The 19,430-nt window shown below is 71.3% G+C and carries 20 protein-coding genes and 1 tRNA gene; 16 read left to right on the top strand and 5 right to left on the bottom strand.

The window, feature by feature from the left end; genetic code table 11:
* The first annotated feature begins 199 nt into the window (after window positions 1-199).
* From C5708_RS06780 to C5708_RS06770, 3 genes are read left to right on the top strand one after another with little or no spacing between them, the layout of a single operon-like run.
* A complete protein-coding gene (locus C5708_RS06780) occupies window positions 200-850 on the top strand; it encodes an HAD-IA family hydrolase (RefSeq protein WP_242919206.1) in 651 nt (216 codons plus the stop codon).
* 19 nt (window positions 851-869) lie between these two features.
* Window positions 870-1,172: a 4a-hydroxytetrahydrobiopterin dehydratase gene (locus tag C5708_RS06775; protein ID WP_242919205.1), complete on the top strand. Its 303-nt coding sequence runs from the start codon at window positions 870-872 to the stop codon at window positions 1,170-1,172.
* Between the two features lie 23 nt (window positions 1,173-1,195).
* Entirely contained in the window at window positions 1,196-1,981 is a 786-nt protein-coding gene (locus tag C5708_RS06770; RefSeq protein ID WP_242919203.1) for an SDR family oxidoreductase, read from the top strand.
* 11 nt (window positions 1,982-1,992) lie between these two features.
* Here C5708_RS06770 and C5708_RS06765 read toward each other — a convergent pair whose 3' ends face one another.
* On the bottom strand, window positions 1,993-2,397 hold the full coding sequence (locus C5708_RS06765; RefSeq protein WP_242919201.1) for a hypothetical protein: 405 nt from the start codon (window positions 2,395-2,397) through the stop codon (window positions 1,993-1,995).
* 111 nt (window positions 2,398-2,508) lie between these two features.
* Between C5708_RS06765 and C5708_RS06760 the strand changes: the two genes are divergently transcribed.
* The 3 genes from C5708_RS06760 to C5708_RS06750 all read left to right on the top strand — a co-directional run bounded on the left by C5708_RS06760 (window position 2,509) and on the right by C5708_RS06750 (window position 5,569).
* The gene (locus tag C5708_RS06760) at window positions 2,509-2,880 is read left to right on the top strand and encodes a DUF983 domain-containing protein (protein ID WP_242919199.1); all 372 of its coding nucleotides are present in this window, start codon (window positions 2,509-2,511) and stop codon (window positions 2,878-2,880) included.
* Between the two features lie 319 nt (window positions 2,881-3,199).
* Entirely contained in the window at window positions 3,200-5,110 is a 1,911-nt protein-coding gene (locus tag C5708_RS06755) for a methyl-accepting chemotaxis protein (RefSeq protein ID WP_347567000.1), read from the top strand.
* Window positions 5,111-5,113: 3 nt separating this feature from the next.
* Window positions 5,114-5,569 (top strand): chemotaxis protein CheW, encoded by a 456-nt coding sequence (locus C5708_RS06750; RefSeq protein WP_242919195.1) that lies wholly within the window; start codon window positions 5,114-5,116, stop codon window positions 5,567-5,569.
* Between the two features lie 70 nt (window positions 5,570-5,639).
* Here the strand turns inward: C5708_RS06750 and C5708_RS06745 are convergent, their stop codons facing one another.
* The 3 genes from C5708_RS06745 to C5708_RS06735 all read right to left on the bottom strand — a co-directional run bounded on the left by C5708_RS06745 (window position 5,640) and on the right by C5708_RS06735 (window position 6,822).
* A complete protein-coding gene (locus tag C5708_RS06745; protein WP_242919193.1) occupies window positions 5,640-6,206 on the bottom strand; it encodes a hypothetical protein in 567 nt (188 codons plus the stop codon).
* A gap of 257 nt (window positions 6,207-6,463) precedes the next feature.
* Window positions 6,464-6,652, bottom strand: coding sequence for a hypothetical protein (locus tag C5708_RS06740; protein ID WP_242919191.1), 189 nt, complete (start codon window positions 6,650-6,652; stop codon window positions 6,464-6,466).
* 94 nt (window positions 6,653-6,746) lie between these two features.
* Window positions 6,747-6,822: transfer RNA gene (locus C5708_RS06735), tRNA-Ala, on the bottom strand.
* Window positions 6,823-6,990: 168 nt separating this feature from the next.
* Here C5708_RS06735 and C5708_RS06730 point away from each other — a divergent pair.
* Both C5708_RS06730 and C5708_RS06725 read left to right on the top strand, forming a co-directional pair.
* A complete protein-coding gene (locus tag C5708_RS06730; RefSeq protein WP_242919189.1) occupies window positions 6,991-7,299 on the top strand; it encodes a YggT family protein in 309 nt (102 codons plus the stop codon).
* A gap of 4 nt (window positions 7,300-7,303) precedes the next feature.
* Window positions 7,304-7,591 carry a DUF167 family protein gene (locus C5708_RS06725; protein WP_242919188.1) on the top strand — a complete coding sequence of 96 codons (288 nt, stop codon included), beginning with the start codon at window positions 7,304-7,306 and terminating at the stop codon, window positions 7,589-7,591.
* A gap of 16 nt (window positions 7,592-7,607) precedes the next feature.
* Here C5708_RS06725 and C5708_RS06720 read toward each other — a convergent pair whose 3' ends face one another.
* Window positions 7,608-8,762: an aminotransferase gene (locus C5708_RS06720; RefSeq protein WP_347566999.1), complete on the bottom strand. Its 1,155-nt coding sequence runs from the start codon at window positions 8,760-8,762 to the stop codon at window positions 7,608-7,610.
* A 343-nt stretch (window positions 8,763-9,105) separates the two neighbouring features.
* Here C5708_RS06720 and C5708_RS06715 point away from each other — a divergent pair, with 343 nt between their 5' ends.
* The 8 genes from C5708_RS06715 (at window position 9,106) to C5708_RS06680 (ending at window position 19,201) form a co-directional block, all read left to right on the top strand.
* Window positions 9,106-9,198, top strand: coding sequence for a potassium-transporting ATPase subunit F (locus C5708_RS06715; RefSeq protein WP_242919186.1), 93 nt, complete (start codon window positions 9,106-9,108; stop codon window positions 9,196-9,198).
* A gap of 28 nt (window positions 9,199-9,226) precedes the next feature.
* Window positions 9,227-10,921: a potassium-transporting ATPase subunit KdpA gene (gene kdpA, locus C5708_RS06710; RefSeq protein ID WP_242919184.1), complete on the top strand. Its 1,695-nt coding sequence runs from the start codon at window positions 9,227-9,229 to the stop codon at window positions 10,919-10,921.
* Between the two features lie 22 nt (window positions 10,922-10,943).
* Complete coding sequence (kdpB, locus tag C5708_RS06705) at window positions 10,944-12,977, top strand: potassium-transporting ATPase subunit KdpB (RefSeq protein WP_242919182.1); 2,034 nt, start codon at window positions 10,944-10,946, stop codon at window positions 12,975-12,977.
* Between the two features lie 12 nt (window positions 12,978-12,989).
* The gene (gene kdpC, locus C5708_RS06700; RefSeq protein ID WP_242919180.1) at window positions 12,990-13,592 is read left to right on the top strand and encodes a potassium-transporting ATPase subunit KdpC; all 603 of its coding nucleotides are present in this window, start codon (window positions 12,990-12,992) and stop codon (window positions 13,590-13,592) included.
* Window positions 13,589-16,279 (top strand): sensor histidine kinase KdpD, encoded by a 2,691-nt coding sequence (locus C5708_RS06695; RefSeq protein ID WP_242919178.1) that lies wholly within the window; start codon window positions 13,589-13,591, stop codon window positions 16,277-16,279. Before kdpC ends, C5708_RS06695 begins: the two co-directional genes overlap by 4 nt.
* 9 nt (window positions 16,280-16,288) lie before the next feature.
* Window positions 16,289-16,984, top strand: a complete 696-nt coding sequence (locus C5708_RS06690) for a response regulator (RefSeq protein ID WP_242919176.1) — start codon at window positions 16,289-16,291, stop codon at window positions 16,982-16,984.
* Window positions 16,985-17,321: 337 nt separating this feature from the next.
* A complete protein-coding gene (locus tag C5708_RS06685; protein ID WP_242919174.1) occupies window positions 17,322-18,002 on the top strand; it encodes an ABC transporter ATP-binding protein in 681 nt (226 codons plus the stop codon).
* Window positions 17,999-19,201 (top strand): ABC transporter permease, encoded by a 1,203-nt coding sequence (locus tag C5708_RS06680; RefSeq protein WP_242919172.1) that lies wholly within the window; start codon window positions 17,999-18,001, stop codon window positions 19,199-19,201. The genes C5708_RS06685 and C5708_RS06680 overlap by 4 nt, the downstream gene beginning before the upstream one ends.
* The last annotated feature ends 229 nt before the right edge of the window (window positions 19,202-19,430 follow it).

Here is a 19,430-nt window from a genome sequence, read left to right as displayed (position 1 = left end):
GGAAAGGCCCAGTCTAGCCCGCCCTGGCCGCGCCGCCGCCTCGTTCTCCTCAGGCGCGAACCGGAAAGGCCCCGCGCCCGGCGTCAGGCGAATCATCGGCGCGGCGGCCTTGCGAGTCCAGACGCCCCTCTCTAGAGCACGGTCCAGGCGCGCGCCGACGAGAACAGCGCGACAAAATCAGCGCGACGGGGAGACGCGAATGGCGATCGAGGCCGTGATCTGGGACTTCGGCGGCGTGTTCACCACCTCGCCGTTCGAGGCGTTCAACCGCTACGAGGCCGAGCGCGGCCTGCCGCGCGACTTCATCCGCACGGTCAACGCCGCCGATCCCGACGCCAACGCCTGGGCGCTGTTCGAACGGGCCGAGATCGACGCCGCGGCCTTCGACGCCCGCTTCCTGGCCGAAACGACCGCCCTGGGCCATCCGGTGCGCGGGGCCGAGGTGCTGCCGCTGCTGTCGGGCGACGTCCGCCCCGCCGTGGTCGCGGCCCTCAGGGCCTGCAAGGCGGCGGGCCTCAAGACCGGCTGCATCACCAACAACGTCCAGACCGGCCACGGCGCCGGCATGGCGGGCGATCCGGACAAGGCCCTGGCCGTGGCCGCGATCATGGGCCTGTTCGACGCGGTGATCGAAAGCTCCAAGGCCGGGGTGCGCAAGCCCGACCCCAGGATCTACGCCATGATGTGCGACCTGCTGGGGACGGCGCCCGCCGCGTGCGTCTATCTCGACGACCTCGGAATCAACTGCAAGCCGGCCGCCGCCATGGGCATGACCGCCATCAAGGTGTCGAGCGAGGCCCAGTTGCTCGCCGACCTGTCCCGCGCCGTCGGCCTCGACCTGGCCGACTGAGAAAACCGGAGAACCGCCCATGACCGCCCCCGCCAAGATCGGCGCCGCCGCCGCCTTGTCCCGCCTGCCGGGCTGGGAGGCCCTGCCCGGCGACCGCGACGCCGTCCGCAAGACCTTCGTCTTCGCCGATTTCAACGCCGCCTTCGGCTTCATGACCCGCGTGGCCATCGCCGCCGACAAGGCCGACCACCACCCCGAATGGTTCAACGTCTACAACCGGGTCGAGGTGGTGCTGACCACCCACGACTGCGACGGCGTCAGCGAGCGCGACGTACGGCTTGCCAAGTTCATGGACGTCGTTGCATCCTCTCATTCAAACTAGCGTTTGAATTCAGGGAGGCGCGCATGGGCGGCAAGACGGGCCGGGTCGCCGGCAAGAAGGCTTTCATCACCGGCGCGGCCCAGGGCCTGGGCGCGGCCATGGCGCGGCGGCTGGCCGAGGAAGGCGCCAAGGTCGCCCTGGCCGACATCAACATCGACGGGGCCAGGGCCGTCGCCGCCGAGATCAACGCCGCACACGGCGAGGGAACCGCCTTCGCCTTCCCGCTCGACGTCACCCAGGAAGACCAGTGGATCTACGCGCTGGAAGAGGCCGACGCGGCCATGGGCGGCATCTCGGTGCTGGTCAACAACGCCGGCATCTCGCGCGGCGGCGACATCGAGGCGCTGTCGTTCGAGAACTGGAAGCTGGTGATGTCGGTCAATGTCGACAGCGTCTTCCTGGGGACCAAGCACGCCCTGAAGTACATGCGCGATCACCAGCCGGGCTCGATCGTCAACATCTCGTCGATCGCCGGCCTGATCGCCGCCCACAACTCGCCCGCCTACAACGCTTCCAAGGCCGGGGTGTGGCTGCTGTCCAAGGGCATCGCCCTGCACTGCGCCAAGCAGGGCCTCGACATCCGCTCGAACTCGGTCCACCCGACCTTCATCGACACGCCGATCCTCGACCCGCTGCGCCAGATGCTCGGCAAGGAGGTCGCCGAGTCCAAGCTGGCCCGGCAGATCCCGCTCGGCCACATCGGCGAGCCGGCCGACATCGCCAACGCCGTGCTCTATCTGGCCTCGGACGAGAGCAAGTTCATGACGGGCGCCGAACTCAAGCTGGACGGCGGCATCTCGGCCATGTGAGCCGGCGCGGCTCAGTTCGACAGGATCGAGCCGAGCAGCAGCCGCGCCCCCGGGCGGCCCAGCACCTGGTCGGTCTGACGCTGCAGGGCGTCGCCGATCTGGTCGGGACTGGGCGGCGCGGCCGGCGGCAAGCCGGCGGCGTAGACTTGCAAAGCCTGGGCGTAGGCGGCGCGCAGCCGGGGGATCGAGGCCTGGGCCCTTGCCCGCAGGCGGTCGTCCTTGATGTCCAGCCCCGCCTCGACGGTCATCACGCCGCGGCCGCCGCTGGGCCGCACGATGGTCGCGGTCAGGGTCGGGATCTGAACGAACGCGGCGCCGCCGCCCTTCTTGCGGTCGCCGGGCTCGGAATCGGCGCGCGCGGCCGGGGCGGCGGCCGAAGCGAGGACGGACAGGACGAGCAGGCGGCGGTCGAGCATGGCCGTTTGTCCCCCGGCGAGGGTTTCCGCCCCATTGACGCCGCCCCGCATTGAACGGGGCCGCCCCCTGGCCGATATTGCGGCCTCATCCATCGAAAGGCGCCTGTCCACATGTCCGAACGGCATGGCCTTCTGCTTGGCCTGAAACGCGGCGCGGCGCGGCGCTGTCCCAACTGCGGCGCCGGCCGGCTGTTCCGCGGCTATCTCAAGATCGAGCCGACCTGCGCCGCCTGCGGCCACGACAACGGCCGCTATCCCTCCGACGACGCCCCGCCCTATTTCACCATTCTCATCGTCGGCCACCTGTTCGTGGCCCCGCTGCTGGCCATACCGGGCCTGTGGGCCCTGCCGACGGCGGTCCTACTGGGCGCCACCGTGCCGGCCATGGGCGTGGCCACCCTGGTCCTGCTGCCGTTCGTCAAGGGCGCCGTGGTCGGGGCGCAATGGGGCGTCGCGAGGAATGACGCACGGGATGACGGGTAATACCCGAAGGCATACTTCATCATATAAGCATCACCTCGACGCCGCTGGCGGCTATACCAAGATGCGCTCCATGCATGACTGATTTGTCGAAATACAGTTTTCGATGAATTCTCATATTTAAGGCCACATAAACCTTTTAAGCATAACCGGTACGAGACGGCGAAAAGCCGCCGTCGCATCGCGTCGGGGGCTGGCGCAGCGCATCGGCCAGGGGGGTCATGGGTTCGCATCCGCGAGCCGGCGCTGAGGGTCGGCCCCGACCAGAAACAGGGGCCGGGATTCCATGTCGCTAAAGAACGTAGCCATATCTCGAAAGCTTGTGATCGCCTTCGCCGTGGTGCTCAGCGCCGTGTTCGCGATGAGCGTCACGATGTTTTTCGCCATCCACGACCTCGTCCAGGCGCAGGACCTGAACAACCGCTCCTCCGATCTGGTCAGCTCGGTCAACGACGCCAAGTCAGCGATGCTGGAACAGTCGACCAACGTGCGGAAGTACGTGATCTCGGGCGCGCAGCAGTCGCTGGACAACGTCCGGCGCAACGAGGGCCTCTATACCGACGCCATGGTCGCCGCCCGCAAGAAGGCCGCCGGCCAGACCGAGATCCTGGGCATGCTCGACGAGCTGGACCAGGCCGCCGCCAGCTGGCGCACCCAGACCCGCGACCCCGAGATCGAACTGGCCGGAAACCCGGCGACCCACGACCAGGCCATCGCCAAGGTCGTCGACCCGGCCGACCGCGCCTCGATGGACGTGGTGCGCACCGCCGCCGCCAAGGTGGTCAAGGCCTCGAACACCTGGTCGGAGGCCGAGATGGTGGTCGCCGACGGCAAGATCGCCACGATCCGCACCACCCTGCTGCTCGGCGGAGCCGCCGCCATGCTGCTGGCCGGCCTGATGGGCTGGATCCTGTCGCGGGCCATCGCCACCCCGGTGCAGGCCATGACCCGGGCCATGAACAAGCTGGCCGCCGGCGACAACTCGGTCGCCATCCCGGCCATCGGCCAGAAGGACGAGCTGGGCCAGATGGCCGCCGCCGTCCAGGCCTTCAAGGACGCCGCCATCGAGAAGCAGCGCATCGAGGCCGATGCCGCCGACGCCCGCCGGCGCGCCGACGAGGAGCGTCAGGCCCGCGAACGCGAAAAGGCCCTGGAAGCCGAACAGGACGCCGTGGCCATCGGCTCGCTGGCCGAGGCGCTCGACCGCCTGGCCTCGGGCGACCTGACCCACCGCATCACCGCCACCTTCGCGCCCAAGGCCGAGAAGCTGAAGAGCGACTTCAACGCCGCCCTGGTCGTGCTTGAAGAGAGCATGGGCACCATCCTCGCCGCCGCCGGCGGCATCCACAACGGCGCCGGCGAGATCAGCGCCGCCGCCGACGACCTGTCGCGCCGCACCGAGCAGCAGGCCGCCAGCCTGGAAGAGACCGCCGCCGCCCTCGACGAGATCACCGCCACGGTGAAGAAGACCGCCGAAGGCGCCGGCCACGCCCGCGTCGTGGTCTCCAACGCCGCCGCCGACGCCAACCGCGGCGGCGAGGTGGTCGGCCAGGCCATCGCCGCCATGGGCCAGATCGAGGCCTCGGCCAGGCAGATCAGCCAGATCATCGGCGTCATCGACGAGATCGCCTTCCAGACCAATCTCCTGGCCCTGAACGCGGGCGTCGAAGCGGCGCGGGCCGGCGACGCCGGCAAGGGCTTCGCGGTGGTCGCCTCGGAAGTGCGGGCCCTGGCCCAGCGCTCGGCCGAGGCCGCCAAGGAGATCAAGTCGCTGATCTCGACCTCGACCCAGCAGGTGGGCGCCGGCGTCGACCTGGTCGGCCAGACCGGCCAGGCCCTGGAACGGCTGGTCGGCCAGGTGGCCGAGATCAACGGCGTCGTCTCCGAGATCGCCGCCTCGGCGCACGAGCAGGCCACCGGGCTCAACGAGGTCAACACCGCCGTCAACCAGATGGACCAGGTCACCCAGCAGAACGCGGCCATGGTCGAGCAGTCGACCGCAGCCAGCCACTCGCTGGCCCGCGAGGCCGAAGAGCTGAGCCGGATGATGGGCCGCTTCCGCGTGGCCTCGTCCGCCGGCCCGCGCGCCGCCGCGCCGCCCGCCAAGGCCGCTTCCGGCCGGCCGGCCCAGGCGCCGGCCTCGCCCCGGCGCGGCTACGCCGGCGGCCACGGCGCGGCCACGGCGCGCAAGCTGCAGACCGCTCTGGCGGAAGAAAGCTGGGAGGAGTTCTGAGCCATGACCTCGATCCTTGACGACGCCTCGCAACTGATCTCGGTCCGCATCGGCGAGCAGGAATTCGCCATCGACATCATGTCGGTGCGCGAGATCCGCGGCTGGACCGCCTCGACGCCGCTGCCGCACGCGCCGCACTATGTGCGCGGCATGATCAACCTGCGCGGCGCGGTGCTGCCCGTGGTCGACCTGGGCGAACGCCTGGGCCTGGCCCGCACCGAGCCTGACAAGTCCTCGGTCATCGTGGTGGCCCAGATCGGCGCGCGGATGATCGGCCTGCTGGTCGACGCGGTCTGCGACATCCTCGCGGCCGGCGACGGCCAGCTGCAGCCGCCCCCCGAGGTCGGCGGCGAGGACACCCGCGACTTCGTGCGCGGCGTGATGATCCTGGACGGGCGCATCATCAGCCTGATCTCGCTGGACGCCATCCTCACCGACGAACTCGAACAGGCCGCCTGAGCGGCCCCGGCCGGCGCGTCCTCCCGCCTGGGGGACGCGCCGCGACCGCCGGGAGACCGACCGGCCAGGATCAGCCGGCGCTGTTCTTCAGCAGGGCGCGGATGTCCTTGGGCCTGGCGATGGCCGCCCCGGCCGGGCTGGCGTAGGTCTTGAGCACGCCGCCGGTCCACAGGCCGACCTCCAGCGCCCCCTGGGCCGGGTCGATCAGCAGGTAGGCCATTTCACGCCCGCCCTCGTGCACCTTGTTGCCCGAGACATAGAGCACGCCCCCCTCCTGCTGCAGCGGGCTTTGCACCTGCATGTCGGTCTTGAACGCCGCCAGGCGGTCGCCGAGCAGCGCCTTCAGGTCCGACGCGATCGGGCCGGTCTCGAACAGGCCGCTGTCGGACGGATACTTGCCGACCAGGCCGTCGAGCGGCGGCCAGCGCAGCGGCGTCGACGCCGGCGGTCCAGACGCTGGGCCGGGCGCGGGGCCAGGCGCGGTGGGCGACGAGGCGGGCGTCGAGGCCGGCGTGACGGTCGCGGCGGGAGCAGGCTGGGCGCCGGCCGGCGGCTTGGCCGCCTTGTCGCCGCACGCGGCCAGCAACACCATCGCGAGACCGAAAGGAAGGATCGACCGCATCGTCGTCCGGTTCATGTCTGCAAGCTCCTTGTCCGCGCCCTGGCCACCCCTCGCCAATGCGGAACCGCCCCGGAGGGTTCCGGCGGCGGGCCGCACGCGACCGGGCTCTAGCGCCGTCCCGGCTCCGTTTCACGCCGATCGGGCCTCGCCGCCCGCATGAACCGCCGCCGGAGAACCAGCTGAAACACCAGAAACACCGCGAACACGAACGGCGCGTCCTTCAGCAGCAGATGAGGATGAAGCCAGACGTTCCCGCCCTCGCGCGGAACAAGCTACGCAAGAAACGGCGTCGCAAGCAGCATGGCCGCCGGCGTGAAGATGAAGAGCGGGCTCACCGCCCGGGCGCCGAGCATGACCTTGAACCGCCGCCTGTTGCGCCGCCACGGTTCATAGGCCAGGGCGAGCAGCGTCAAGACCGCGACCAGCCAGGCCCCGATCGCCAACAGATCTCCGGCCTGCATCGAACCTCCCGAGCAAACGGTGAACTTTCGCGCCGAAGCCCTTCGCACGGCGGGGACGCCCAAGCGCCATCTTCATCAGGGATTGGAAATCCTCTGGTGGAGCCGAGGGGAGTCGAACCCCTGACCTCCTCATTGCGAACGAGGCGCTCTACCAACTGAGCTACGGCCCCCTGAGACATGCGCCCAGAGTGGTGCGGGGACATACGGGACCGGGGCGTGCCCGTCAAGCTGGCTTGCGGGCCGACTTGCGGGACCGGCTCGCGGGGCGCGAACGGCGGCGTCCTTGTCAGCGCCGCGCCCGTTCGGCTAGAAGCCGGAGGCACAGTCTGGGGAGCCTCATGGGCAGCGCCATCCTTTTCGTTCTGAGCGCCCTTCTCGGCCTGGCCGAGCTGGCCCTGGTGCTCAACGCCGTCCTCAGCTGGCTGGTGGCGTTCGACGTCATCAACCTGCGCAACCGGGCGGTCTACAACATCGCCCACATGCTCGACCGGATCACCCGGCCGATGCTGGCGCCGTTCCAGCGCGTCATCCCGCCGCTGGGCGGCATCGACATCACCCCGGTGATCGCCATCATCATCATCGAGGCGGTGCGCAAGTTCCTGCTGCCCTGGCTGTTCTTCTCGTTCGTCACCCCCTACATCGGCTGACGCCTTGCGGCTGGCCGTGCGCCTGACGCCGCGCGGCGGGCGCGACGCAATCGACGGCTGGGCGGTCGGCGAGGACGGCCGGCCCCATCTCAAGGTCCGGGTCGGCGCGCCGCCGGTCGAGGGCGAGGCCAACGCCGCCCTGGAGGCCCTGGTCGCCAAGGCCCTCAAGCGGCCGCGTTCGGCGGTGACGGTGGCCTCGGGCGCGACCGCGCGGCTGAAGATCCTGGAGATCGAGGGCGTCGACGCGGTCGACCTGGCCCGCGCCTTCGGCCCGCCGCCGGGCGCTTCCTGAACGGCCCGCCGGGCCCTCAGAACATCCGCCGCGCCCGGGCCAGGCGCTCGATCCCGGCGTCGAGGGTCTCGTCCTTCTTGGCGAAGCACAGGCGCACCACCGAGCGCACCGGGTTCTCGGCGTAGAAGCTCGACACCGGAATGGCGGCCACCCCCGCCTCCTTGACCGCCTGCAGGCAGAAGGTCTCGTCGTCCATGTCGACGCCGCTGGCGGCCAGGTCGATCGACAGGAAATAGGTGCCCTCGCTGGGCAGCACGGCGTAGCCCTCGGCGCGCAGGCCCTCGGTCAGGCGGTCGCGCGAGCGGGCGAAGTCGCGCCGCATGCCCTCGAAATAGGCCGCGTCCTTGGAAAGGCCGTAGGCGACGGCGGCCTGCAGGTTGGGCGGGGTGGTGAAGGTCAGGAACTGGTGGGCCTTGGCCACCGCCGAGATCAGCTGCGGCGCGGCGCAGACCAGGCCGACCTTCCAGCCGGTGAGCGAGAAGATCTTGCCGGCCGAACCGATCTTGACCGTGCGGTCGCGCATGCCGGGCAGGGCGATCAGCGGCGTATGGGCGCGGCCGTCGAACACCACGTGCTCCCAGACCTCGTCGCAGATGGCGACGGCGTCGCGGGCGACGCAGAACTCGGCCAGCAGGGCCAGCTCCTCGCCGTCGAACACCCGCGCGGCCGGATTGAGCGGGTTGTTGAACACCACCAGCCGCGTGCGCTCGGTGAAGGCGGCGGCCAGGGCCTCGCGGGTGATGCGCCAGCCGGGCGGCTCCAGCCGCAGCAGGCGCGGAACGCCCCCCGCCCGGCGGATCAGCGGCAGGTAGGCGTCATAGAGCGGCTGGAACAGCAGCACCTCGTCGCCCAGCGCGATCAGGCCGAACAGCGACGCGGCCAGGGCCTCGGTGGCGCCGGAGGTGACGATCACCTCGGTCGCCGGGTCGAGGGCCAGGCCCTGGTGCCGGGCGTAGTGCTCGGCGGCGGCCTCGCGCAGCACGGGCAGGCCGGCCATCGGCGGATACTGGTTGGAGCCGTTCAGCACCGCCTCGGCGGCGGCGCGGCGCACGTCCTCCGGCCCGGCGGAATCGGGAAACCCCTGGCCCAGATTGACCGCGCCGAGCTCGCGCGCCAGGCCGGACATGACCTCGAAGATGGTGGTGGGCAGGGCGGCGAAGGTCGGGTTCACGCAAGGGACTCCATGCTCGGCGAAGCGCCAGCAAAGCCGTTCGCGGCCGCCGGGGAAAGAGGGCGCGCGCGCCGGCCTTTATGCGGCCTTTATGCGCCGCGCGAACCTTCGGCTTGGAAGGCTGACGGCGGCCGGGCGTAGCACTGTGCGGCGGCTCCCTCGGAGCCGCGCTCAAATGCGAGCGGCGGCGCGCCTGGGCGGGGGCTGGTTCACGACCCCCGCGCAGGCGCGCCCTGCTCGTCGCAGCCGATGGAGACTGGCCGATGGCCGACCTGATCGTCCTGGCGTTGGGGGGCGGGCTGTTCGGCCTGCTGTGCCTCTACGCCTATGTCCTGCGCAAGGTGTGACCGTGATCGTCGCCCTCATCTACGCCGCCGCCGCGGTCGGGATCGGCATCTACATGATCGCCGCCCTGCTGCGCCCCGACCGGTTCTGACCGGCGCCCTTCCGACGGATATCCGACAATGACATGGCAAGGTTGGGCCGAGATCGCCTTCGTGATCGGCCTCACCCTGGCGCTTTCCTGGCCGCTGGGGATCTACATCGCGAACGTCTGGCGGGGAAAGGTCCGCTGGCTTTCCGCGCTTGAACGCGTGTTCTACGGCGCCTCCGGCGTCGACGGGAGCAAGGGTCAGGGCTGGCTGGTCTACGCCATCGGCCTGCTGGCGGTCGACGCCGCCGGCTTCTTCCTGCTCTACGGCATCCTGCGCCTGCAGGACCACCTGCCGCTGAACCCGCAGGGCTTCGGCCCGCTGTCGCCGCACCTGGCGTTCAACACCGCGATCAGCTTCGTCACCAACACCAACTGGCAGTCCTACGGCGGCGAGCAGACCATGAGCCATCTGTCGCAGATGGCCGGGCTGACGGTGCAGAACTTCGTCTCGGCCGGCGTCGGCATGGCCGCCGCCGCCGCCCTGGCCCGCGCCTTCGCCGCCAATCGCGGCGACACCATCGGCAACGTCTGGTCCGACATCGTGCGCAACGTGATCTACGTGCTGGCGCCGATGTCGATCGTGGTCGCCCTGGTCCTGGTCGCCCTGGGCGTGCCGCAGACCCTGGCCGCCCACGCCGACGCCGTCACCCTGGAAGGCGCCAAGCAGACCATCGCCCTGGGCCCCGTGGCCAGCCAGGAGGCGATCAAGATGCTGGGCACCAACGGCGGCGGCTTCTTCAACGCCAACTCGGCCCATCCGTTCGAAAACCCCACCCCGTTCACCAACCTGATCGAGATGGTGGCGATGAACGTCATCGGCTTCGCCTGCGTCATCGCCTTCGGCATCGTCGCCGGGGCGCGCAAGGCGGCCATGGCCCTGTTCGGCGCCATGGCCATCCTGTTGTCGGGCGCGGCCGCCTCGATCTATGTCGCCGAAAGCCAGCCGACCCCGGCCGTGCACGCCGTCGGCGCCAGCCAGACCGCCAACATGGAGGGCAAGGAGGTCCGCTTCGGGACCGCCGCCACGGCGGTGTTCGCGGCCATGACCACCGGCGCCTCCTGCGGCGCGGTCAACGGCATGCACGAAAGCTTCACGCCGCTCGGCGGCGGGGTGGCGATGTTCATGATCCAGCTGGGCGAGATGCTGCCCGGCGGCGTCGGCTCGGGCCTCTACGGCATCGTGGTCATGGCCATACTGGCGGTGTTCGTCGCCGGCCTGATGGTCGGACGCACGCCGGAATACCTGGGCAAGAAGATCGAGGCGCGCGAGGTCAAGTTCGCGGTGCTGGCGGTGCTGGTGCTGCCCGTGGTGCTGCTCGGCTTCTCGGCCGTCGCCCTGGTGCTGCCCATCGCCCTGCAGGGCCAGCTCAGCACCGGCGTCCACGGCCTGTCGGAGATCCTCTACGCCTACACCTCGGCGGTGGGGAACAACGGCTCGGCCTTCGCCGGCCTGACCGCCAACAGCTGGTGGTGGAACACCACCCTGGGGATCGCCATGGCGCTGGGCCGCTTCGCCTACGTCGTGCCCGTGCTGGCCATCGCCGGCGCCGTCGCGGCCAAGCCCAAGCTGGCCCCCACCGCCGGCACCCTGCCGGTCGACAACGGCCTGTTCGTCGCCCTGCTGGTCGGGATCATCCTGATCCTCGGCGGCCTGCAATACTTCCCCGCCCTCGCCCTTGGCCCGATCGTCGAGCACTTCCAGATGCTCGCGGCCGTGGCCCGCTAATCGGAAAAGGAAAGGCACGAAGATGCCCTCCGCAATCACGGCGGTCGGATCGCAAGGCGCGATCCTGTCCCGCGCCTGGCGCGACGCCTTCGTCAAGCTCGACCCGCGCAAGCTCACCGGCAATCCGGTGATCCTGGCGACCGAGGTGGTGGCCGCCCTGGCCACCGTCTCGTCCGTCGCCGCCGTCGTCGGCGGCCAGAACCCCTGGTTCGCAATCCAGATCGCCCTGTGGCTGTGGGCCACGGTGCTGTTCGCCAACTTCGCCGAGAGCGTGGCCGAGGGCCGCGGCAAGGCGGCGGCCGACAGCCTGCGCGCCGCCCGCGTCGACACCAAGGCCAAGCTGATCATCGACCCGCAGACCGGCTCGGTGGTCCCGACCTCGGCCTACAAGCTGGCGGTCGGCGACGTGGTGCTGGTCGAGGCCGGCGACATGATCCCGGCCGACGGCGAGATCATCGAGGGCCTGGCCAGCGTCAACGAGGCCGCCATCACCGGCGAGTCGGCTCCGGTCATCCGCGAAAGCGGCGGCGACCGCTCGGCGGTGACCGGCGGCACCACGGTGGTCTCGGACTGGATCAAGGTCCGCGTCACCGCCGCCCAGGGATCGAGCTTCCTCGACCGCATGATCGCCATGGTCGAGGGCGCCGACCGCCGCAAGACCCCGAACGAGATCGCCCTGGCCGTGCTGCTGGCCGGCCTGACCCTGGTGTTCCTGATCGTGGTCGTCACCCTGGTGGGCCTGGGCCAGTATTCCGGCGTCAAGCTCGACCCGATGGTGCTGGGGGCGCTGTTTGTCACCCTGATCCCGACCACCATCGGCGGCCTTCTGTCGGCCGTAGGCATCGCCGGCATGGACCGGCTGCTCAAGCACAACGTCCTGGCCACCTCCGGCCGGGCGGTCGAGGCCGCCGGCGACATCGACACCCTGCTGCTCGACAAGACCGGCACCATCACCTTCGGCAACCGCATGGCGGTCGAGGTGATTCCCGCCCCCGGCGTTCCCGAGCAGGCGGCCCTGCGCGCCGCCCTGATGGCCTCGCTGGCCGACGAGACGCCCGAGGGCCGCTCGATCGTCGCCCTGGCCCGCGACAACGGCCTGGACGCCGAAACCCCCAAGGGCGCCGTCGCCATCCCGTTCAGCGCCCAGACCCGCGCCTCGGGCCTGGACGCCGACGGAACCCACTGGCGCAAGGGCGCGGTGGACGCGATCTACCGCTCGCTGGGCCTCGAGGCCGCCCAGGCGCCGGCCGAGCTGAACGCCGCCGTCGACCGCATCGCCCGCGCCGGCGGCACGCCGCTGGCCTGTTCCGAGAACGGCCGGCTGGTCGGGGTCATCCACCTGAAGGACGTGGTCAAGCCAGGGGTCAAGGAGCGCTTCGCCGACCTGCGCCGCATGGGCGTCAAGACGGTGATGATCACCGGCGACAACCCGGTGACCGCCGCCTCGATCGCCTCCGAGGCCGGGGTCGACGACTTCCTGGCCGAGGCCACGCCCGAGGACAAGCTGGTGATGATCCGCACCGAGCAGGCCAAGGGCCGGCTGGTGGCCATGTGCGGCGACGGGGCCAACGACGCCCCGGCGCTGGCCCAGGCCGACGTCGGCGTCGCCATGCAGACCGGCACCCAGGCCGCCCGCGAGGCCGGCAACATGGTCGACCTGGACTCCGACCCGACCAAGCTCATCGAGATCGTCGAGGTCGGCAAGCAGATGCTGATCACCCGCGGCGCCCTGACCACCTTCTCGATCGCCAACGACGTGGCCAAGTACTTCGCCATCATCCCGGCGATGTTCGTCACCTCGCTGCCGGCCCTGGGGGCGATCAACATCATGGGGCTGCACTCGCCGCACAGCGCCATCCTGTCGGCGGTGATCTTCAACGCCCTGGTCATCGTCGCCCTGATCCCGCTGGCCCTGCGGGGCGTGCGCTACCGGGCGATCGGCGCGGCGCGGCTGTTGTCGCGCAACCTTCTGCTCTACGGCCTGGGCGGGGTGATCGCGCCGTTCATCGGCATCAAGATCATCGACGTGATCGTGTCCCTCATCGGACTGGCCTGAGGAGAGGCCGACATGCTGAAACTCTTTCGCGCATCCTTCGTCATGATGGCCCTGTTCATCGCCTTGTGCGGCCTGGCCTATCCCTTCGCCATCACCGGGATCGCCAAGCTGCTGTTCCCGGCCCAGGCCGCCGGCGGCCTGGTCGAGCGGTCCGGCCACGTGGTCGGCTCGCGGCTGATCGCCCAGGGGTTCTCCCGGCCCGAATACCTGCACCCGCGCCCCTCGGCGGCCGGCAACGGTTATGACGCGGTCAATTCGTCCGGCTCGAACTTCGGCCCGATGGACAAGAAGTTGATCGACCGGGTCGCCGGCGACGCCGCCAAGATCCGCGCCGACAACCCGGACGCCGTCCGGGCCGGCGCGGTCCTGCCGGCCGACGCCGTCACCGCCTCGGGCAGCGGGCTCGACCCCGACATCTCGCCCGGATACGCGGCGCTGCAGGCCCCGCGCATCGCCAAGGCGCGCGGCCTGTCGCCGTCCGAGGTCGAGAAGGTCCTGGCCGACGCCACGCGCGAGCCGACCCTGGGCGTGCTCGGCGAGCGGCGAGTCAACGTGCTTGAGGCCAATCTGGCACTCGACGCCTTGCAGCCCAGGGCTCACCCTGGGGCGCGATGAACCCGGACGATCCGACCAGACCCGACCCCGACGCCCTGCTGGCCGCCGCCAAGCGCGCCTCGCGAGGCAAGCTCAAGGTGTTCCTCGGCATGGCGCCGGGGGTCGGCAAGACCTACGAAATGCTCCGCGCCGCCCGCAAACGCAAAGCGGACGGCGCGGACGTCGTCATCGGCGTGGTCGAGACCCACGGCCGGCGCGAGACCGAATCGCTGCTGCGCGGCCTCGAGGTCCTGCCCCGGCGGCCGCTGGAGCACCGCGGCCGCTCGTACATGGAATTCGACATCGACGGGGCGCTGGCCCGGCGGCCCAAGCTGCTGCTGGTCGACGAATACGCCCACTCCAACGCCCCCGGCTCGCGCCATCCCAAGCGTTGGCAGGACGTCGAGGAGCTGCTCGTCGCTGGGCTCGACGTCTGGACGACGCTCAACGTCCAGCACCTGGAGAGCCTGGTCGACGTCGTCCAGCGCATCACCGGCGTGCGCCAGCGCGAGACCGTGCCCGACAGCGCCCTGTCGCGGGCCGACGACATCGAGCTGATCGACATCACGCCGGAAGAGCTGCGCGAGCGGCTGGCCGACGGCAAGGTCTACCTGCCCGACACCGCCCGCCTGGCGGCCGACAACTACTTCAAGCCCGAGAACCTGGTCGCCCTGCGCGAACTGGCCCTGCGCCGCGCCGCCCAGACCGTCGACGACCAGCTGGTCGGGGTGATGCGCGACAAGGGCATCGAAGGCCCGTGGGCGGCCGGCGAACGCATCCTGGTCCTGGTCGGGGGCGACGCCGTGGCCAGTTCGCTGGTCCGCGCCGGCCGCCGGCTGTCCGACACCATGGACGCTCCCTGGACCGTGGCCCACGTCGAGCGGCCCGACCGGCCGCCGCCCGGCGCCCTGGCCGCCCAGCGGCTCAACGAGGCGCTCAAGCTGACCGAGCAGCTCGGCGGCGCCACCGTGGTCCTGACCGGCGAGGACCTGCCCCAGACCATCCTCAGCTACGCCCGGCGCAACAACGTCACCCAGATCGTCATCGGCCAGTCGCCGCCCGGCTGGCGCGAGCGCTTCGGCCGCTCCCTGGCCCAGGCCCTGCTCAAGCGCGCCGCCGGGACCGCCCTGCACATCGTCACCGACGCGCCGGCCCAGAGCGCGCCCGAGCCGCCGCCCAGGCCCGCCTTCGCCTTCCGCCGCGAGATCAGCGGCTACATCATCGGCGCGGCCTTCGTCGCCGCCGCCAGCGGCGTGGCCTTCCTGCTCGACCGCATGTTCGAGAACGCCAATCTCGGCATGATCTATCTGAGCGCCGTGCTGGCGGCCGGCGTGCTCTACGGCCTGCGCCCCGCCCTGGCGGCGGCCACCGTCGCCTTCCTGGTCTACAACTTCTTCTTCCTGCAGCCGCGCTACAGCTTCGCCATCGGGTCGCCCACCGACATCCTGACCCTGATCGTGTTCTGGGCGGTGGCCCTGGCGGTTGGCGGCCTGGCCGGGCGGGTCCGCGACCAGGCGCGGGCCACCTCGCAGCGCGCCTCGGCCATCGCCGCCCTGCTCGCCGCCAGCCGGCGGCTGTCGGCCGCCGCCGGCAAGGAGGCCGCCGCCCTGGTGCTGGCCGAGCAGACCGCCGCCGCCATCGGCGGCAAGGCGGTGGTGCTGCTGCCCGACGGAACCGACGTCAAGCCGGCGGCCGGCGCCCCCGATCCCGACATCGCCGCCGCGCTCAGCGCCGCCGACATGGGCGCGGCCCGCTGGGCCTGGGAGAAGGGCGAGCCGGCCGGGGCCGGCACCGGCACCCTGCCGCAGGCGGCCTGGACCTTCCATCCGCTGCAGGGCCTGAAGGCCCGCGCCGGCGTGGCCGGGGTCGAGGCGCGGGGCGACATCGACGAACGCTACCTGCTGGCCCTGCTCGACCAGGGCGCCGTGGCCCTGGAGCGCGCCGAACTGGCCGCCGAGGCGGCCGACGCCGAGGCCCTGCGCCGCTCCGACCGGCTGCGCACCGCCCTGCTCAACTCGATCAGCCACGACCTGCGCACGCCCCTGGCCACGGTGATGGGCGCGGCCACCACCCTGCTGTCGTTCGGCGAGAAGATGGAAAAGCCGGTGCGCCGCGACCTGCTGTCCTCGATCAGCGAGGAGGCCGACCGTCTCAACCGCTATGTCGGCGACCTGCTGGACATGAGCCGCCTGGAGGGCGGGGCCCTCAAGACCCGCAGCGAATGGACCGACGTGCGCGACGTGCTGGACGCGGCCGCCACCCGCGTCTCGCGGCGCCTGGGCCGGCGCGTCCTGGTCCGCGACGTCCCGGCCGAACTGGCCTCGGTCAAGCTCGACGCCAGCCTGCTCGAACAAGCGGTGGTCAACATCCTGGAGAACGCCGTGGCCTACGGCCCGGACGGCTCGCGCATCGAGGTCTCGGCCTATGAGGACCTCGGCAACGTGGTCATCAGCGTCGACGACGAGGGCCCCGGCATCCCCAAGGCCGAGCTCGACAAGGTGTTCGACAAGTTCCGCCGCCTCGAGGAATCCACCGACCGGGTCCGCGGGCCGGGCCAGGGCGTCGGTCTCGGCCTGTCCATCGCCAAGGGCTTCGTCGAGGCCATGGGCGGGCGCATCGTCGCCGTCAGCCCGCTGCTGGACGGCAAGGGCACGCGCGTGCTGATCAGCCTGCCGAAGACCGTCCGCACCCATCCCAGTCTGCTATAGGCCGCGCCGATGACCGCCTTTCGCCCGCGCATCCTCGTCATCGACGACGAACCGCAGATCCATCGCTTCCTCGGCCCCGCCCTCGACGCCGCCGGCTACGAGCCGCTGCGCGCCGACACCGCCGGCGAGGGCCTGGCCCTGATCGCCCGCTCGGCCCCCGACGCCGTGGTCCTCGACCTCGGCCTGCCCGACCTCGACGGCAAGGAGGCCCTGCGCAAGGCGCGCGCCTTCTACGAGGGGCCGATCCTGATCCTGTCGGCCCGCGACCGCGAGACCGAAAAGATCGACGCCCTCGACGCCGGGGCCGACGACTACATCGAAAAGCCCTTCGGCGTCGGCGAACTGCTGGCCCGGCTGCGCGTCGCCCTGCGCCATCGGATTGTGCAGAACGGGGCCCAGCCGGTCTTCCGCGCGGCGGGGGGGCTGGAGATCGACCTGGTCAAGCGCCGCGTCACCCGGGGGGGCGAGGGCGTGCGGCTGTCGCCCAAGGAGTACGACCTCCTGGCCCGGCTGGCCGAGGGCGGCGGCAAGGTGCTGACCCACCGCCAGCTGCTCACGGCGGTCTGGGGGCCCGCCCACACCGAGGACGTCCAGTACCTGCGCGTCTTCGTCGGCCAGCTGCGCCAGAAGCTGGAGGCCGACCCGGCCATGCCCCGGGTGATCCTCACCGAGGCCGGCGTCGGCTACCGTTTCGCCGCGGAATAGGCCGCCGCCGGGACGCGCCGCCGTCCGGGACAGATTGACACCCCTGTAGAAACAGGGCGAGATTTCGCCGGAGAGTTGAAGCAGCCGCAAGGCCAGCTTCACGCAGTCAGGGCGGAAACCAAGCATGCGGTCGACGAAAACATAGATCACGCGAGGCGGCGGCGGGTCTTCGGGCGCGCGTTCGCGCCGCCATGAGCAGACGACAAGTCGTTCGCCGGCCACGCCGGCGAAGTCGAGGTTTTGTGCGCTTACGGGTGCATGGAGGAGCTGTCGCGCGTCTGGGAAGGACGCGGCGAGTTCCACCCATTCGCCAGCGTTCAGTCAGGCCGATGCACCCATGATCCGATTGCGCCAAGTCGAGAAGGCCTACAGGACGGCCGACCGGTCGGTTCCCGTTTTGCGCGAGGTGTCCTTCGACGTCGCCGCCGGCCAGTTCTGCGCCGTCACCGGGCCGTCCGGCTCGGGCAAGAGCACCCTGCTCAACCTCGTCGGCCTGCTCGACCGGCCGACCGCCGGGTCGATCGCCCTCGACGGCCAGGAGGTGGCGACCGCCTCGGCCGACCGCTGCGCCGAGATCCGCAACCGCGCCCTCGGCTTCGTGTTCCAGGCCTTCCACCTGCTGCCCCGGCTGACCGCCTGGGAGAACGTCGCCCTGCCCCTGCTCTATCGCGGCGTGCCGCGCGCGCGCCGACGCCCCCTGGCTCTGGCCATGCTCGAGACCGTGGGCCTGGCCGACCGCGCCGACCACCGCCCGTCCCAGATGTCCGGCGGCCAGTGCCAGCGCGTGGCCGTGGCGCGCGCCCTGATCGGCGAGCCGCGGCTGATACTGGCCGACGAGCCGACCGGCAGCCTCGACAGCGTCACCGCCGGCGAGATCATGGAGCTCCTGAGGGACCTCAACCGCCGGCTCGGCGTCACCGTGCTGATGGTCACCCACGACCGCGACCTGGCCGGCGCCTGCCAGCGGCGGATCGAGATGCTGGACGGCCGCGTGGTGGCCGACACGGCGGCGGCATGACCGCGATCGCGCACGACCGCGCCGCCGCCTCGTTCGGCGAGTCCGTCGCCGAGGCCTTCGCCAACCTGGCGGCCCAGCGGCAGCGTTCGGCCCTGGCCCTGCTGGGCGTGCTGATCGGCACCGCCTCGATCGTGGCCATGCTCACCGTCGGCCACATGGCCCAGCGCGAGACCCTGCGGCTGTTCGCCGACATGGGCGTCGACATCGTGCAGATCCAGGGCGCGCCGATCGGCGAGGCGCCGGCGGCCCTCGACCGCGCGACCATCGAGGCCATGCCCCGGCTCGACCCGGCGGTGATCGCCTCGGCCCCGCTGGCGCTCGGCCGGCTTCCCGTCGGCGGCGGCGGCAAGAGCGCCGACCTGGGCGTGGCCGCCAGCACGCCGGCCCTGGTCGACCTGACCGGGCTGCGGGTGGCGACGGGGCGGTTCCTGACGCCGATGGACGAGGGCGGCCTGGTGGCCGTGGTCGGGGCCGGGGCGGCCGACAAGCTGTCCGACGTCGGCGCGCCCTTCACCGTCGGCGGCAAGCTGCGCATCCGCGACTACGTGTTCACCGCTGTCGGCGTGCTGAAGCCCATAGGCTTCACCGCCCTCGACCCGATGGACTTCAACGACGCCGTGATCATCCCGCTGGCCAGCGCCCGCCGGGCCATCGACGCCCCCGAGCCCAATACCGCCATGCTCAAGCTGCGGCCCGAGGCCGACGCCAAGGCGGTCGGCGACCGGGCCATCGCCCGGCTGGCCACCCCGACCGCCCAGCTGCGGGCCCAGAGCGCCCGCGACATGATCAAGACCATGAACGCCCAGAAGGCGGTGCATTCGCGCCTGCTGACCGCCATCGGCGCCATCTCGCTGCTGGTCGGCGGCATCGGGGTGATGAACGTCATGCTGATGGGGGTGATGGAACGCCGGCGCGAGATCGGCCTGCGCATGGCCATCGGCGCCACGGCCCGCGACGTGCAGCTGATGTTCCTGGTCGAGGCCGCCGCCCTGGCCCTGGTCGGCGGAGCGGCGGGGCTGGCCTTCGGCCTCGTCGCCGCCCTGGTGTTCGCCAAGACCTCGGGCTGGGCCTTCAGCCTGCCGCTCTACGTCCTGCCGCTGGGGCCGGGCATGGCCGCCCTGGTCGGCATGGCCTTCGGGCTCTATCCGGCCGTCAAGGCTTCGCGCCTGGATCCGATCGAGGCGCTTCGTGCGGAATAGGGACCGCATAGGCGCCGATCGGCGCGGCCGGAACCGGGCCGACGAAGCGGGGCGCGGACGGCCCGCGCTTGAGTTGCGAGGGGGTGGCGCAGCCGGCGACCAGAAGCGCCAGGGTCGCGACGGCGGCGAGGCCGATCGCGGTCGCGGCTCCGGACATGGGCCTTGGCGTGGGCATCGGCGGGTCGCTCCCCTGGCGGCGGCGCTGGCCGCCGTCCTCGCCCTAGTAAGC

Origin of the sequence: Caulobacter sp. CCUG 60055 (genome assembly GCF_022750545.1) — a bacterium.
Classification (GTDB): domain Bacteria; phylum Pseudomonadota; class Alphaproteobacteria; order Caulobacterales; family Caulobacteraceae; genus PUIC01.
This window is presented reverse-complemented; position numbering and strand designations above follow the sequence as displayed.